The organism is bacterium (genome assembly GCA_024224155.1).
GTDB lineage: Bacteria > Acidobacteriota > Thermoanaerobaculia > Multivoradales > JAHEKO01 > CALZIK01.
This window is the reverse complement of the sequence record JAAENP010000231.1, coordinates 1-16,494: the sequence shown is the minus strand read 5'-3', so window position 1 is coordinate 16,494 and position 16,494 is coordinate 1. Positions and strand designations below refer to the sequence as shown.

Here is a 16,494-nt window from a genome sequence, read left to right as displayed (position 1 = left end):
TCAACGCAGAATCCTGCTGTCTTTCGGCTTCGGCCAGGAGATTGATCTGCCAATCGATAGCCTCCTCGAAGCGCTCCAGCTCGGCCAGCGCCATGGCCACGGTCTCGCCGTGCTCGAGCGCACCCGACTTGGTGTAAAGCTCTAGAGCAATCCGGAGCGAGCGCACTCCGTCGCGCAGTCTCGGCTCCGAGCTTGATGCCAACAACCTGGCCAGCGCATTTACAATCTCTGGATTGCCGGGCATTGCCCTTTGGCCGTCCTCCAGGCGCCTCAGGGCCTCCTCCTCACGCCCGGCCAAAAGCAGCGCGGTCGCCTCCCCCAGACGAGCCGGCGTATGCTGCGGAACCAGCTCCACCACGGTCCGATGTTCAGCCGCCGCGGCGGAGAAATCGCCCATCCGTCCTCGGAGATTGCCGAGTGCGAAGCGCGTGGTGACAAGACCAGAGTCGATCTCGAGAGCCTTTTCAAAAGACTCGATGGCGGCAGGAATCGCCTCGTTGCGAGCCAGGACTCTGCCCTGGCCGTCGTAGGCGACCGCATGCAGGGATCGACTGGCATCGGAGCCGATCACCGTTCTGAAATGCTCTAGAGCCTCGGAGTCCCTGCCCGTTTCGGCAAGCAGCTCACCGAGACGAAGACGTGCGGAGACATCGCGGCCGTCGAGCTCTATCAAGCGCCGGAACTGCGTCTCGGCGCCGATCACATCCCCGGCCTCGGCCAAGGCTCCCGCCAACCGAAAGCGAAACATACGGTACTCGGGCTCGATCTCGACCGCCGCCTTGAAATGGGTCAAGGCTTCATCTGGCGCGCCGCTCTCTTGCAGCACACCGCCAAGGGCGAAATGAGCCGCGGCAGGGTTGCTGTCGATACGAAGCAGGTCCCGGTACTGCTCGATCGCTGCTGCCAGATCGCCCGTCTGCCGCAGGGCCCCAGCCAACGCGCGACGGGCTTCGGAGCTGTTCGGATCCGCAGCCACGGCCCTCCGATAGGCCGTAATAGCCTGCTCCGGCGAGCCCGCCGACTGGGCCATGAAACCGCGGAGCCGGGTTGCCGCCGAGCCGGTTGCCCGGGCCTGCATTCTGACCGCCAGGGGGTCATCGAAACCGACCTCCACCGGACCCTGGAGTCCGAAATGGTACTGCGCCCGCTCGAGATCGCCGGTTCGACGATAGGCCATCGCCGCCAGGAAGTGGAGGCGGCTGGCGTAGGGTGCCACCGCCAGCGCCTGTTCGTAGGCCGCGACGGACGCTTCGTGACGACCGCGGACAGTTTCGACCCGGCCCAAGCCCTGCAGCGCGGCCGCGGCGCTCGGCTGAAGCTCCAGCACCCGTCGATAGGATCGCTCGGCAGAGTCAACCTGCCCGAGCTCCAACTCTTGGTCCGCCAAACGCAAGAGCGTCGGGATGTCCTCGGCCTCTACTGTCAAGGCTTTCCGGAGCGTCTCGACCGACTCCTCGCGCCGGCCCTCGGTCTGCTGGAGGAATCCCAACAAGTAAAGCCAGCTGTGCTCTCTCGGAACGAGCCTCAAGGCCCCGGCATAGGCAGCCTCGGCCGCCTCAACGAGATCATAGGCGTGATAGAGCTCACCGAGCGTTCCGTAGCTCTCCGCCAAAGCGGCAGCATCAGCCGTGCCACCGGCAACTAGCGCGTCGTGCCGGTCACGAGCAGACAACAAAGCCTCGCGCACGAGAGGTTCGGCGCTCCCCAATTCGGGGTACGGAACCGAAGTCTCCTCGCGCGGCCCCGCAGCAACCAGGAGCAGCCATGCGAAAGATGCCACAAGACATCTGATGGTGGGTCGCTTCTGCCTGCTACTCAGTCTTTCCACCTCATCGGGCTTCGGGCTCGAAAAACGTCAGGTATCGGCTGCCGAGATCCAGAGCCCATTTCGACTCCCGACCCGATGGCCATGCCGCACGCAACAGGGTGGCGGTACCTTGTCCCAGGCCGAAAAGAAGTCGCTCGTCGCTGGCCGAGCCATAACTACCGCCGGTGCGGACCTGTCTCCCCAGGCTTTGCCCTTGCGAGGTTTCAAGCTCGGTCCAGGTCCCCAGCATGCCGCGAGGCCCTGTTTTTCCCAACAGCCGTGCCCCTAGCCAGTTGTTTCGATCGCCGAGGTCGTTTCGCAAGAGCCTCACCGGCCCATTGTCGTTGGTGATCAGAAAATCGGGATCGCCGTCGTTATCAACGTCTCCAACTGCCAGACCTCGGCTCACCTCGGACTGGTCAGCGGCCGTCCCGAGGGCCGCGGTCGCGTCGGCGAAGCGACCCTTCCCCAGGTTCCGAAAGAGCTGATTCGGCTGGTGAAAGGGGTAGTCGTCGGCCTTTCGTGCCAACGCCTCGAGCCGCTTGACGGCGCCGTTGACCACTGCGAGGTCGAGCCAGCCATCATTGTTGTAGTCGATCCAGGCGATACCAAAGCCGGTGAACTCCCAACTCGGAAGCCCCAGCCCGGTGATCAGCGAGGAATCCTCGAAAAAGCCGTCCGAGACATGCTCGAAAAGCGTGTTGGTCTCGCGGCTCAGGTGAGAAACGATGAGATCCTCGTCGCCGTCGCCGTCGAAATCGCCGGCGGCAACCCCCATGCCCGCTTCGGGACGGCCTTCGCCGTTGAACGCCGTACCGCCGATAAGAGCCTGATTCGAGAAGGTTCCGTCACGGTTGTTCACCCACATCCAGTTCGCCATCCCGTCATTGGCGACATAGAAGTCGAGCCAACCATCTTGATTGACGTCGGTGGGAACGACGCCCATGCCACGTCCCGCGACTACGCCTATGCCACTGGCCGCGGAGACCACCTCGAAACTCCCATCACCCCGGTTGTGGAACAGACGATCCGGCTCCGGGTTGTAGGCCAGGGGGCCGCAATAGTCGAGAGCGCCGGTATACGAGCGGCACGGTTTGTGGCTCGCGATGGCCCAGTCAACGTAGTTGGTCACGTAGAGGTCCAGCCAACCGTCGCGATCGTAGTCGACGAAGACCGCGGAGATGCTCCATCGCTGGTCGTCGGTTCCGGTCTCGACAGTGACATCGGCGAAGGTTCCGTCGCCGTTGTTCCGCCACATCTGATTGGCGCCGTAGTTGGTCACGTAGATGTCGAGCCAGCCGTCGTTGTTGTAGTCGCCGGTGGCAACGCCCATGCCATAGCCATCCGCCCGTATGCCGCTCTCGTTCGTCATATCAACAAACGTCACTTCGCGGGTCCCGTTCGCGAGGATCTCGAGGTCGTTGCGATAGAGGCGATCGACAAACGCTCGAGGGTCGGCCTCAAGGCGCGCGGAGGGCCCGGCACTCAGAGCGGTTCCCTGCGGCAGATAGACGTCCAAGTCGCCATCGTTGTCGTAGTCGAGCAATCCACCCCCGGAGGCCATGATCTCGGGGTAGTGATACTCCCCCGTTGCATCGTTGAAATGGCGGAAATCGAGCCCCACCTCGGACGCGACCTCGGTAAAGGCAGCCTCTGCAGCCATCGAGGGCCTAGGCGCGAAGACCAGCAACGCCAGGGCCAGCCCGAGACCAATTGACTGGGTTCGATGTTTCATCCGCCGCCGCGTCGTACCGGCTGCCGACTCCGATAGCGGTCCAGATTCGCACGCAGTCGAGGGAGGTCTTCGCTCAAGCTTGCCGCCTCGGCCTGCGTGATGAGGTGACTTTGCCACTTCGCTGCTTCCTCGAATCGCTCGCCCTCGGCAAGGGCCATCGCGATGGTCTCAGCGTGTGTCAGGTTCTGCTCGGCTTTGTACGCTCCTTCGGCAAGGGCTAGGGCTCGATCACCGTCCCGGAGGTTGGCCGCTGGCGCCGTCGCCAGGAACCGGGCAAGATCATGAGCCAACTCGCCGCTCTGGGGCATCGCCGCCAAGCCGTCCTCGAGCGCCCTTCGCGCCGCGGCGTGCTGACCGTCGAGAATGAGAGCCTCGGCCCAGCGTCGGCGAGCGTGAATGTTGTCGCGATTGACCTGGACGATCGACTCGAACTCGAGCGCCGCCTCGGCAAACCTCGCTTGACGGGCTAGCGCCTCGCCAATAGACAAACGGGCCTCCAGCAATTCCGGCAAGAGGCGAAGGGCCTCTCGGAACTCGACGATCGCCTCGGCGTCGGCTTGGCGCGCGGCTAAGATGCGACCGATCTGATAGTGCGAAAACGCCTTCTCCGGATCTGGGGCATTCAAGGCCAGAACCGCTTGATACTGCTCGAGCGCCCCGTCATCGTCTCCCAAACGCCCTAGAACGTCACCGAGACGTTGTCGGGCGACACCCATTGACGGATAGAGGTCCACCGCGCGCTGGAGGTGTGCCGCGGCGTCCTCCGTTCTGCCAAGTCGATCCAGAACAACGCCGAGTTCGTACAGGCCCCCCCGATCGCGGGGATCGATCCGCAAGACCTCCCGGAATCTCGCGACCGCCGGCTCCAACCGGCCCGCCCTGGCATGGGCAACGGCCAGATTGAACTGCGCCTGCCTGAAGTCCGGGTCGATCCGCACGGCCTCCTCGAGGCTGGCGACGGCTCCGTCGAGATCACCGGACTCGAGCAAGGTCGCCCCGAGTTCCATGCGCGCCAGCCTGTGTCCCGGCTCGATTCGGAGCATTTCTCGAAAGTAGCCGGCAGCCTCCTGATGCCGCTCGTCGGCCGCCAGAGCCAGCCCCAGCCCCCTCAGTGCCGTCAGGTTCTCGGGCTCGATCTCGAGAGCCGCCCGGTATTCGTCGATCGACTCCTGGTAGCGGCCCTCGCCCAGGGCGCGCACTCCCCGATCGAAGTGGACGCCGATGCCCGAGGTGAGATCCGGGAAACCGTCCACCAGTGGGTCGGCAAAGGTCACCCCGCGCACACCCCGCTGCGCGATGTGCCGGGCGGCCGCCTCTTCGTCTCCGGATCGCTGATAGGCCAGCCCCAGAAGATAGTGCACGCTCCTGGCCTCGGGCTCGAGCTTCAGAACCTTGTGAAAACCTTCGATTGCCGTCCGGTGATCGCCTTCGGCCGATGCCACCCGGGCCAAGCCCAGGAGCGCCGTCGCCGACTCCGGCTCGAGCGTTAGCGCACTCTCGAACAAGACGGTAGCCTCGTCCATTCGGTTTTCCTGAAGCTTCAACTCCGCGAGCCTCAAAACCGAGGGCAGATCCTCCGGCGCCAAATCGCGGGCGGCGGAGAAACTTGTCGCCGCGCCCTCGGAATCGCCACGGGTGAGCGCGACGACGCCCTGCAAATAGGGCCAGCGGTGATCTTCCGGCCCGAGCCGCTCGGCGTTGCGGTAGGCGGCCTCGGCCGGTTTCAGAAGCCCATAGGCATGATAAATCCGCCCGATCCGTCCGAAGCGCTCGAGCAGTTCTCCGGTCTCGGCAGACGGATCCGCCAGCAGCCGATCCAGCTCCTCCAACTCCTCGGCCACCTGGCGCTGAACCGGTTCGGCGAACGCCGCGAGGTCGGGCCTGGGTATGGCCTCGAGGGCCGCAGCCGCCGGCTCCGGCCTCTGGGTCTGCTCCGGCGGCTCGGTTTCGGGAGTCTTACCCTCGGGCAGGGGCTCGGAGCAGCCCAGCAGGGCAATCAGGATTGCCAGAGCCGCGGCCCTCAACGTCGGCCTCCGCTATCAGATGTTCCGGCAGATGTCCCGGCAGATATCCCGGCAGATGTCCCGGCGGGTGTCACCGAACCCTGCCGGAGCGTCGTGTATGAGCCTCGAGCAGCAGGCGCGAAGCTCTCCACCGCCCCATCCGGCCAGGTCACCCGGAGCTTCTCGATGTCCGCCATGTCGCCGAGCCCGAAAACCACCCGGGGATCGTGGGCGGAAGCGTAGCTCCCCTCGGTTCTCACCCGGCGCCCCAGGATTGTCCCGTCGGCCAGAACGGCCTCCACCCAGGCTCCCAGCATGTCTCTCGAAACCGTCTCGCCGACGAGCCTGAGGCCCAGCCATGGTCTCCGATGTCCGACCTCGTTGATCAACAGGCGCAGCGGTCCGGAGTTGTTGTGGACCACGATGTCGACGTCGCCATCGTTGTCGATGTCGCCAAAGGCAGCACCGCGGCTGACCTCAGACAACGCGAAGGCCTCACCCGCCTGGTCCGAGACTTCCGCAAACGCTACCCCGCTGCGATTGTGAAAAAGCTGGTTCTTCTGGCGAAGAGCGTAAGGATCTCCGGCTGCGAGCAGGTCCCGAATCGCCTGAACGGCTCCGTTCGCCACGAACAGATCTAACCAGCCGTCGTGGTCGTAGTCCAGAAAACCGGTTCCGAAGCCCGTGTACTCCCAACTCGCGGCGCCGATCTTGGTGGCGAAAGACCTGTCCTCGAAGGCGCCCCCACCGAGGTTCTCATAGATCGTGTTGGTCTCCTGGTTGATGTGGACCATGATCAGGTCTTCGTCGCCGTCACGATCGAAGTCGCCGGCGTCGACGCCCATGCTCGCCTCGGCCTGGCCCTGAGCGTTCACCGCCGCACCCGCCATCAGCGCTTCATTGCGAAATGTCCCGTCGCCCTGGTTAAGCCAGAGGTGATTCGCCAACTCGTCGTTGGTGACGTAGATATCGAGCCAGCCGTTGCCGTCAAAGTCGCCGGTGACAATGCCGAAGCCGCTCCCCGCGCCGGCGCCTACAAGGGCGGCCGTCGCGTCTTCGAAGGTCCCGTCACCACGATTGCGCATCAGAACGTCGGTCACCGGATCGTAGGAGACCGGGCCGCAGTAGTCACGCAGGCCGATATCGTCGACGCACTCCTTGTGAATCGAGATCGTGTAGTCGAGGTAATTGCTGATAAAAAGATCGAGCCAGCCATCACGGTCGTAGTCCAGGAACGCCGCGGCAATCGACCAGCGGGTCTCCCCGACGCCCGCCCTTTTCGTGACTTCCGAGAAAGTCGAATCGCCGTTGTTGCGCCAGAGCTGGTTGGGCGAACCCCAGTTAGTCACATACAGGTCGGGCCAGCCATCGTTGTCGATGTCCCCGACAGCCACGCCCATGCCGTAGCCGCCGGCCACGATTCCACTTTCCTCGGTCACGTCCGTGAAACGCAGCTCGCCGGAGCCTTCGGGACTCACGAGATCGTTGCGGTAGAGGCGATCGATGATCGGTTCTTCCGGCATCGGAAAGACGGCATCCGAGGCAGACTTACCAGGTCCCAGAAGGTGCCCTTGCGTGACGTACAGATCGAGATCCCCGTCCAGGTCATAGTCGAAGAGTCCGCTCCCGCCACCCATGTGCTCGCTGTAGTAGTACTCGCCGGACATGCCATTGAAATGCGTGAACTCGAGTCCAACGGCAGCCGCTCTCTCGGCAAAGATCGGACCTTCAGACACCGCTTCCAGGCTCCCGCCGACCTCGCCGACGACGGCACCACCGGCCCTACCCGCGTCGTCCGAATCACCGGAGCAAGCACCGCACAGAGCCACAATCCCGGCTACGACGGCCGGTCCCAAGCGCGACGGGTTGCCACCACGGACAGGTCTCAGGTTCATGAGGGCCATGCCGGCAGGCAACTTCCGGTCTGTTGATAGTGGTTCAGCCGCGCGCCCACCCGGCCGGCGACGCCGCGGTTGCCCGTCCTTTCGGCCTGTTCGAAGAGCCGCCGCTCCTGCTCTACTCCTTCGGCGCAGCGACCCACCGCCGCAAGGGCCAGCGCCAGAGTCTCGGCCGTCTCCATCGTCGCCACGCGTCGATGAGCGCTCTGGGCCAACTCGAGCCCGCGACCGGGATCCCGGACCTTCGCATCGGGCGCGGATACCAGCAGCCGCGCCAGCGCGTGCTCGAGCTCCGGGGCCGGGGCCTGCTCGAGGCCCTCTTCCAGACAGATGCGGGCCTTGGTGAATTCACCCGCCATCGCCCAGGCAGTGGTGCCACCGAGGCGAGCCGGCACCGAGGCCGGCGCGAGGCGGATCACCTCCTGGTACTCCAAGGCCGCCTCGCGAAATCGGCCCAGGCCGCCGAGCAGGTTGGCCCGGGCGAAGCGCGCGGAGCCCAGCCGCGGATCGAGCTCGATGGCCGCGCCCAGATGAGCCAAAGCCCCTTCGGCGTCCCGCCTGCGAGCCAGAATAGAACCCAGCTCTGCGTGGATCCGAGCCTGGGTTGTCGGTGGCGCCGTGCTCTGGAGAGCGGTTTCGAGAGCGGTCACGGCCGCGGCACCATCTCCCATCGCCGCAAGCGCTTGGGCTTGCCCCAGCAGACCGTCGACGTTGCTTCGGTCCCGTTCGAGCAGCGCTCGGTAGTGGATCAGAGCCTCCGAGGGCCTGCCCTGTTCGGTAAGCAACGCGCCGAGCGCCAGACGAGCGTTCTGGAGCGTCGGATCCAGGTCGAGTGACCGCTCGAGCAATTGCAGCGCCTCCTCGAGCTCGCCTTCGGCCATCAACACGGCGCCGAGATTCGAGAGCACCAGCGGATCGTCGCCGAGGATCCGCCGGGCGACGCGGTACTGCTCGGCGGCGGCGCGGGCCTCTCCCTTTCGGGCCAACACCCCTCCGAGGCTCTGCCGGGCTTCGGGATTCTCGGGATCGGCGGCGACGGCCTGCCGATACTCCTCGAGGGCGGTGTCGAAGTCGCCTGCCACCTGCGCCTCGGCTCCGCGGCGAATCCGGGCCGCTGCGCCGAGATCCAGCTCGCCGAGCTCGATGAACAGGCGATCGCTGATCTTGACGACCGCATCGCCACGCCGCCCGAGATGCAGCTCTGCCTGCTCGAGATCGCCCTGCTCCCGATAGGCTTGCGCAAGCAGATGATGGACTGCCGTGGCTTGGGGCTGAAGCTCGAGAGAACGCTCGAAATGCTCGATCGCCGCCCGACTCTCATTCATCGCCAGAGCCGCCCTACCCAGGAAGTAATACGCCAAGGCGCAGTCGCGGTCCAACTCGAGTGCTCGCTCGAGCTCGGCGCGCGCCTTGTCCGGCTGCTGGCTGCTGATCAAGAGCTCACCCAATCGCACCCGCGCCGGCAGATAGTCGGGAGCCAACTCGACGGCGCGCTGCAGATGCTCCGTCGCCCCGGTCAGGTTGCCCGCGGCTTGCTCGACAATCGCCAGGTAATAGCTCCAGCGCAAGTTGTCGGGCTGGAGCCGCAAGGCATTCTCCAGCGAGACCGTGGCGGCCTCGTAGAGGTCGTAGGTCTGTAGAATCGCGCCCAACCCACCATAGGCCTCGGCGGCCTCGACCCGGTCCCCGGCTTCGCCGGCTTGCTCGACGCGCTCGACCGCTCGTTCGATCTGTTCCCTCACTGCTGGCTCGAACGCGCTCAGCTCGGGTTGCGGGACCGGCTCGAGATCGACCGCCCACCGCGGCTTGCCGCACCCTGGGAGAGACGCGAGAAGCGCCGCCACGGCCGCCAGCGCCACCAGATCAGGAAAGCGGCTCACCCTCACCCTCGACCAATGTGTTGTAGCTGTTTATGACCAGGCCCCGAAAGGACTCGCGAACACCATCGGGCCAAGTGATCTCCACCCGCTCGATCGAGCTCGAGTCTCCCAGACCAACCAGGGCACGAGGGTCGCCGGCCGAGGCATAGCCTCCTCCGGTTCCGATACGCCGCCAGAGCGAAGCTCCGCCCGATCGCACCACCTTCGCGCCGGCGCCCAGCTGATCGCGTGCCGGAGACCCAGCCAGCAGTTTCAGGCCCAGCCAACTGTTCCTGGATCCGACCTGATTCAAGAGCAGCCGAGCGGGCCCCGCGTTGTTGGTTACCACGACATCGGTGTCGCCGTCATTGTCGACGTCGCCAAAGGCCGCGCCGCGGCTGACCTCGGACACCTCGAACGCGGATCCGGCCTGGGCGGTCACCTCCTCGAAGCGGCCGTCGCCGAGTCCGTGAAAGACCTGATTGGGCTGATGCAACGGATAAGGGTCTCCCTTGCGAGCCAGAGCCTCTATCGACTTCACGGCGCCGTTGAAGGCCAGGATATCGAGCCAGGAGTCATTGTCGTAGTCGAGAAAACCCGTAGCGAAACCGGTGGCGTTCCAGGTCGCCGCTCCGAGACCGCTCGAGACCGTATCGTCGCGAAACAACCCACCGCCGATGTTCTTGTACAGAGTACTCGTCTCGCTGGTCAGATGGGCGACGAAGAGGTCCTCATCTCCGTCGTTGTCGAAGTCACCGGCGTCGACACCCATTCCCGCCTCTGGATTCCCCTCCATGTTGAACGCGCTGCCGGTCAACTGAGCCTCATCAGTGAACGTGCCATCGCCCTGGTTCACCCAGAGGGAGTTGGCCGTACCGTCGTTGGCAACATAGAGATCCAGCCAGCCATCCTGATTGAAGTCCGCCGGAACCACGCCCAAACCGGCGCCCGACGTCGCGTCCAGACCGGCGCTGACGGTCACATCCTCGAACGAGCCATCTCCGCGATTGCGCAGCAACCGGTCGAGCACCGGGTCGTAGGAATGCGGCCCGCAGTAGTCCGGTGCCCCCGTCGCCGCTCTGCAGCGCTTGTGCGAAGCCACGGTGAACTCTACATAGTTGCCGACGTAGAGATCGAGCCAGCCGTCGCGATCGTAGTCGACAAACGCCGCCGATACGCTCCAGCGCGGGTCTCCGGCTCCTGCCTGTTCGGTCACGTCCTCGAAGGTTCCATCACCGCGGTTGCGAAACAGCTGGTTGGAGCCGAAGTTGGTCACATACAGGTCGACCCAGCCATCGTTGTCGTAGTCCCCGACCGCGACGCCCATGCCGTAACCCAAGGAGTCGATCCCGCTCGTCTCGGTAACGTCGACCAGGCGCACCGCCGAATCGCCCTCCGGGCTGGTCCGAAGGTCGTTGCGGTAGAGACGATCCTTCAGCGGCAACGGATGCTGCGGCGCGAAGACCGCGTCGCCCAGGGTCTTGTCGGCGCCGAGCATGTGTCCCTGGACCACGAACAGATCCAGGTCATCGTCGTTGTCGTAGTCGAAGAGCGCCGCGCCACTACCCGTCATTTCGACGAAGTAGTACTCCCCCGACATGCCGTTGAAGTACGTGAAATCAAGTCCCGCTTCCCGGCTCGCATCGACGAAAATCGGAGGCGCGGTCGCGCCATCGGCGTCAACCTCGGCGGAGGCCCCTGCCTCGGGCTCAGGCCGATCACAGCCCGCCAGCAACGACAGCGAAGCCGCTACCAGAATCCAGACTCCCGAACGCCAGCCCGGCCGCACCTCAAACCTCGTCGATCTGAACACTGCGGTCGTAGAAGCCGACTCCCATGCGCCAGGAACTAACGCCCGGCTCGTCGATAACCAGCCGAATCCGGTACGGCCCGGGCTTCACCGGCTTCCAGGTGTGGGACCAGAGCGTCCAGGTATCGTTGGTCTCATGCTTCAGGTGCTCCACCGGATGGAGGCCCGGTTCCGGATCGAAACCGATCTCGAGAGATCGGATCAAGCGGTCGCCACCCCATAAGATGCCGACGACGCGGTAGAAGATGTCCCCTTCGTGGCTCCATTTTTCGACCCGCACCGGCATCGCGCACTGCTCGATGATCGCCGGGCGGAAGTCCCGCGCCAGCCTCGGCACACCCACCTGCTGGGTTCGAGTCGAGTACTCCATCATCTGCGCCGTCGCCGCACAGCTGTCATCGAGGAGAACGATCTTGTCCACCCACTTGATCCAGGCGCAGGCATACCAGCCCGGGACAATGAGGCGCATCGGAGCACCGTAGTCCTTACCCAACGGCGCGCCGTTCATCTCGAAAGCGAACGCGGCACCGGCCCTGGCGAGATCCTCGAAAGTAAAGATCCACGCGGCCTCGGGGTCCGGCCCGCTGCCGGGATCCACACCTGAGACCAGGACTCGTGTGGCCTCGGGCTTCGAGGCGACCTCGTCGAGTACTCTTGAAACCGGGACGCCCTTCCAGTCGGCGGCACTCATCAAGCCGAAGTGACTATTCCGGGTCGAGCCCGCACACTCCGCCAGATGCACGCCGAGGGGCTCGGCCATCGAGACCAGCTCCGACAGAGGAAAGACCCGCGGCTCGGCGACCAGCCCCTCGACAGTAACCTGCCAGTCCTTGCGACTCTCCAACTGCTTCGGATAGCCGGTCCGGATGAAGAACTCCTGGTTGGGTGTGATGAGCTTCTTGGTCGTGAGGGTCGAAGTATCAATGGCCAGCCGCACGTCCGCTCCCTCGCCCGCTCGCGCCCCCACGAAATTCCTGCCGTCGCCGAAGAACGGCAGGATATCGAGCAGCTCATAGCCCCTGAGGCGAGGAGAAGACGGCCTTCTCTGAGCGAAAGATGCTCCGCCCTGCCCCCCAAAAAGGGCCAAAAGGGCACTTGCGCGCAGACCCCAATGCAGAATGTCTCGGCGAGATGTTGTCATCGGTGGGAAGGCCGGGCTTGCCGACCTCGAAGTCTACCCGAGAGCTGCAAAAACCACTCCATCGGACGCGCCTCAAATCGGCTGCTCACCGCGCTGCCCGGTGCGACCGTACGCCACGACTGAGCAAGCCGGTTTCAAAACGGCGAGGAGCCTAGCGATTCGGACTTGCCTCGATACGGCACGTCTCACGCCGCCGGTAGCGCTCGAGGTTCCGATCCAGATGCTCCGCCCAGGCCGTCTGTCCCCGGCGCCGCGCTTCGGCCGCGAGCCCCTCCTGAAGCTGCACCGCCTCTTCGAACCTTTTCACCTGCGCCAGCGCCATTCCCATAGCTTCGGCATTCTGTGGGCTGCGCTCGAGGCTGAAAAGCTCCTCCGCCAGGGCCAGGGCGGTGGCACCGTCTCGGGCGCTCTCGTCCGCTCCGCAAGCCAGGAGCCGCGCCAGCACCAGTGCCATCGTCCGATCTCCGGGATCGGCAGCCAATCCTTCTTCCAGGCGACTTCTAGCCTCCGCCGTTCGGCCGGCGGCCGCGAGAACGCCCGCGCCGGCGAGCCGTGCGTTCGAGTTCCCGGGATCGATCTCGAGAATCCGGTCGTACTGATCGGCCGCGGCGGCAAGACTGCCCACGCCGGTAAGCAATCGCGCCTGAAGCAGACGCGCGTCGGCAAGCTCCGGATCGAGCTCGAGAGCGGTCTCCAACCTCGAGATCACGCTTTGCCGCGCCCCGCGCCCGGCCTCGACCACCGCGCGGTTGTAGTGAGCCAGGGCCAGGGTTGTGGCTTGGGTCGCCTCGGCCAGGACCGCATCGAACTCGGCCAGGCCGGCGTCCTCCTTCGCCATCATGACCAGCGCCTTGCCCAGATTGAGTCGGGCATCATGATCTGTCTCGTCCACCTCGACGACCGCGCGATACAGCGACACCGACTCCTGGAATCGGCGGGTCGACGCCAGCAGCGCGGCCAGCGTCATCTGAGCCTCTCTGAGCCCAGGGTCAAGCTCCAGGACCCTCCTGAGCTCCGGCTCCGCTTCTGCCAAACGACCTTGCTGGAACAGAACGTGGCCGAGCAGGAAGCGCGGCTGCGGGTGCTCGGGATCGAGGCGAACGGCTTCACTCAGCTCCTTGACCGCCTCGTCGAACGAACCGATCGCGACCAGAAGCGAGCCGAGAGCGAATCGAGCGTCGGCGTTCGCGGGAGCCTCGGCCACCGCGCGCCGGTACTCGCGCAGGGCGACGTCGTACAAACCCAGCATCTGGGCGTCGCCGCCTCTTCCGAGCGCGGCCCCGGCCCCCACGGCCAGGCGCTGCACCTCGACCAGAAGAGGCTCGAAGAAGCTCACTCCCACCGAACCGGTTTGCCCCAGGTGCACCGAAGCTTGCTCCATGTCTCCGAGCCGGCGATACTCCTGGCCCAGGAGGTAGTGTGTCCGGTTGGCTTCGGGCTGCAGCTCGAGGGCTTGCTCGAAACGCCTAATTGCATCCGCGTGGTCGCCCCGGGCCGCCGAGATTCTCCCCAAACCGACCTGCGCCGCCGCCGACCCGGGGTTCGAGGCCAGAACTCGCTCATAGAGCGTCTCGGCCTCCTGGCTGCGTTCAGCGTTCAGGTGCAAATCGGCCAGATGGAGCATGATCGGCAGGTGATTGGGCCGCAGCTTCGAGGCCGTTGTGAACGCGTCCAGCGCTTCCTCGCCGCGGCCGTCGAGCTCGAACAGAACTCCCAGGTAGTAGGGCCAGCGGAAGTCGCTCGGATCCAGCGCCGCCGCGTTGCGATAGCAGGCGCCGGCCGAGGTGAACAGATCGTAGGCGTGGTAGAGCTGCCCCAGACGGCCGAAGCTCGGCGCCAGAGCGGCCTCGGAAGCGGCGGGGTCCCCCAAGAGCCGATCCAGCTCGGATCTTGCCTCGAGGAGTTGCTCGCGCACGGCCGGCTCCATGGTCTCGATCCGTGGCATGGCGACCGGCTCCAGCGATTCGCGAGCGTTTGCGCCGCTCCCGGCGACGGCAGCGAGCGCACAGGCAATCACGACCAGAGCGCGGGCGTTTCGAGCTCGGCCGGAGCTCATCACGGACCCCCTTGACCGGTGCCTTCGCGAAGGGTCAGGTAGCGATCGACGCCTTCGATCGAAAAGATCTCACTCCGGCCGCTCGGCCACACCACTTTGGCCCGTTCCACGGCCGGCGAGTCGCCCAGTCCGAAGAGAACTCGCGGATCACTGCTCGACGCGTAGCTGCCGCCAGCGCGTGCACGGCGGCAGAGCTCCCCGCCATCGGTCCTCTCGATACAGACCCAAGCACCGAGCATGTCCCGAGCGGCCTCCTTTCCCAACAGCCGCAGACCGAGCCAGTGCCGATTCTGGCCAACCGCGTTGAGAAGCAGCCGGGCCGGCCCTTCGTTGTTGGTGATCAGGACATCCGTATCGCCGTCGTTGTCGACGTCGCCAAAGGCCGCCCCTCGAGTGACCTCCGAGAGGCAGAAGGCGGGGCCGGCGCGATCGCTGACCTCTTCGAACCGGCCACCTTGAATGCCGTGAAACAACTGGTTGGGCTGATGCAGCGGATGCGGGTCGTCGAGCCGCGCCAGATCTTCGAGGATCCGGACCGCACCACTTACGGTCAGCAGGTCGAGCCAGCCGTCGTTGTCGAAATCCAGCCACGCCGTACCGAAACTGGTGTGCCTCCAACTCGGCGAACCCAAGCCGCTCGCCCGCGTGGCATCGACGAACAGGCCCGAGCCGTCGTTTCGATAGAGCGTGTTGGTCTCTCTGCGCAAATGAGTCAAGAACAGATCTTCGTCACCGTCGTTGTCGTAGTCGCCGGCGGTGACTCCCATGCTGGCTTCGGGGGCGCCACTCTCGTTGAACGCCGTCGCGGTCAACAGAGCCTGGTTCTCGAAGGTACCGTCACCCTGATTCAGCCACAGGTGGTTCTCCATCTGATCGTTGGCCACGTAGAAGTCGGGCCAGCCGTCGCCGTCGAAGTCGCCGCTGACCGCTCCCATGCCGGCGGCGCTCACCGCCCTCAGTCCGCCGCTTGCCGAAACGTCCTTGAAGGTACCGTCACCGAGGTTGCGATAGAGCCGGTCGCTCACGAAAGCAAAAGCCAGCGGACCGCAGTAGTCCGGCGACCCGCCGGGAGCCGGACACACTCGATGGTTGGCGAGACTGAAGTCGACATAGTTGGTCACATAAAGATCCAGCCTGCCGTCACGGTCGAAGTCGACAAAGGTCGCCGAGACACTCCAGGCCTCGTCGCCGACTCCCGCCCTGGCTGTGACATCCGAGAGAGTTCCGTCCCGGTTGTTGCGCAGCAGCTGGTTGGCGCCGAGATTCGTTACGTAGAGATCGGTCCAACCGTCATTGTCGAAGTCCCCGGCCGTCACACCCATCCCGTAGCGCTCCGCTGAAAGGCCGCTGACTTCGGTGACGTCGGTGAAACCGGGGACGGTACCGGCGGGAGCGCCCGGGTCGAGCTCGTTGCGAAACAGGCGATCCGTCAGCGACTCCCCGGAATCGTCGTCGGAGTCGCCCAAGTGCGCTCCCTGAACCAGATAGGCATCGAGATCGCCGTCGTTGTCGAAGTCGAAGAGACCGGCACCGGCACCGTTCATCTCGGCGAAGTAAAGCTCTCCGGTCATACCGTTGAAGTGGCGGAAGTCGAGGCCGGCCTCGACGGTGACGTCGGCAAAGATACCGCTCTCTTCGGGTGCCGATGTCTCCGCACCGGTGGCCGTCGCGGACTCGACCTGCGATTGCGCCGTCGGCCCGCAGGAGCACAGGACCATCGCCAGGATCACTACAGTCGAGCGCGCTTGCACGGATTGAGACATTTATGAATCAGCCGGAGCCGGAATCCGGCGCCCCACACTATCCGACCAGGTGGGCGCTGAGAGCCGGACAAAAAAAAGGGCGGCCGAAGCCGCCCCTTGGGACTCTCTAAGCGATGGGCTTAGAAGCGGAACCCGATGGAGAACCTGTACTCCCGAGGCAGCACGAAGTCCCCGGCGGCCTCGCCGTCCTGGGTGTCGCTTCGCGGTACCCAGGTCGTCGGCAGGCCGAGCGCATTGAGCGGGCCGCTGAAGTCGCCGACAACGTCATCCTCGCCGGAGACCTGGCTGTCATCATCGAAGATGTTGATCATGTCAGCCTTGATCCAGACCTTGACGTCCTTGACGACCGGCAACTGATAGTTGACCGAGAGGTCGAAGGTCAGCGAAGAGCCGAAATTGAAGGTCTCGCCGTTGAACCGGAT

The 16,494-nt window shown here is 64.9% G+C and carries 10 protein-coding genes; all 10 read right to left on the bottom strand.

Annotation, left to right across the window (positions count from 1 at the left end; translation table 11 throughout):
* On the bottom strand, positions 1-1,780 hold a 1,780-nt coding region (locus tag GY769_12525), incomplete at its 3' end, for a tetratricopeptide repeat protein (protein MCP4202746.1).
* Between the two features lie 49 nt (positions 1,781-1,829).
* A complete protein-coding gene (locus GY769_12520; protein ID MCP4202745.1) occupies positions 1,830-3,542 on the bottom strand; it encodes a CRTAC1 family protein in 1,713 nt (570 codons plus the stop codon).
* On the bottom strand, positions 3,539-5,566 hold the full coding sequence (locus GY769_12515; GenBank protein MCP4202744.1) for a tetratricopeptide repeat protein: 2,028 nt from the start codon (positions 5,564-5,566) through the stop codon (positions 3,539-3,541). Before GY769_12515 ends, GY769_12520 begins: the two co-directional genes overlap by 4 nt.
* Positions 5,563-7,440, bottom strand: coding sequence for a CRTAC1 family protein (locus GY769_12510; protein ID MCP4202743.1), 1,878 nt, complete (start codon positions 7,438-7,440; stop codon positions 5,563-5,565). Before GY769_12510 ends, GY769_12515 begins: the two co-directional genes overlap by 4 nt.
* A complete protein-coding gene (locus tag GY769_12505) occupies positions 7,437-9,323 on the bottom strand; it encodes a tetratricopeptide repeat protein (GenBank protein MCP4202742.1) in 1,887 nt (628 codons plus the stop codon). Before GY769_12505 ends, GY769_12510 begins: the two co-directional genes overlap by 4 nt.
* Positions 9,307-11,091, bottom strand: a complete 1,785-nt coding sequence (locus tag GY769_12500; GenBank protein ID MCP4202741.1) for a CRTAC1 family protein — start codon at positions 11,089-11,091, stop codon at positions 9,307-9,309. The genes GY769_12505 and GY769_12500 overlap by 17 nt, the downstream gene beginning before the upstream one ends.
* Position 11,092: 1 nt before the next feature.
* Positions 11,093-12,253, bottom strand: coding sequence for a molybdopterin-dependent oxidoreductase (locus tag GY769_12495; GenBank protein MCP4202740.1), 1,161 nt, complete (start codon positions 12,251-12,253; stop codon positions 11,093-11,095).
* 151 nt (positions 12,254-12,404) lie between these two features.
* Entirely contained in the window at positions 12,405-14,309 is a 1,905-nt protein-coding gene (locus tag GY769_12490; GenBank protein ID MCP4202739.1) for a tetratricopeptide repeat protein, read from the bottom strand.
* Complete coding sequence (locus GY769_12485) at positions 14,309-16,072, bottom strand: CRTAC1 family protein (GenBank protein MCP4202738.1); 1,764 nt, start codon at positions 16,070-16,072, stop codon at positions 14,309-14,311. Before GY769_12485 ends, GY769_12490 begins: the two co-directional genes overlap by 1 nt.
* Positions 16,073-16,191: 119 nt before the next feature.
* Positions 16,192-16,494: hypothetical protein (locus GY769_12480; protein MCP4202737.1), on the bottom strand; the 303-nt coding region annotated here is incomplete at its 5' end.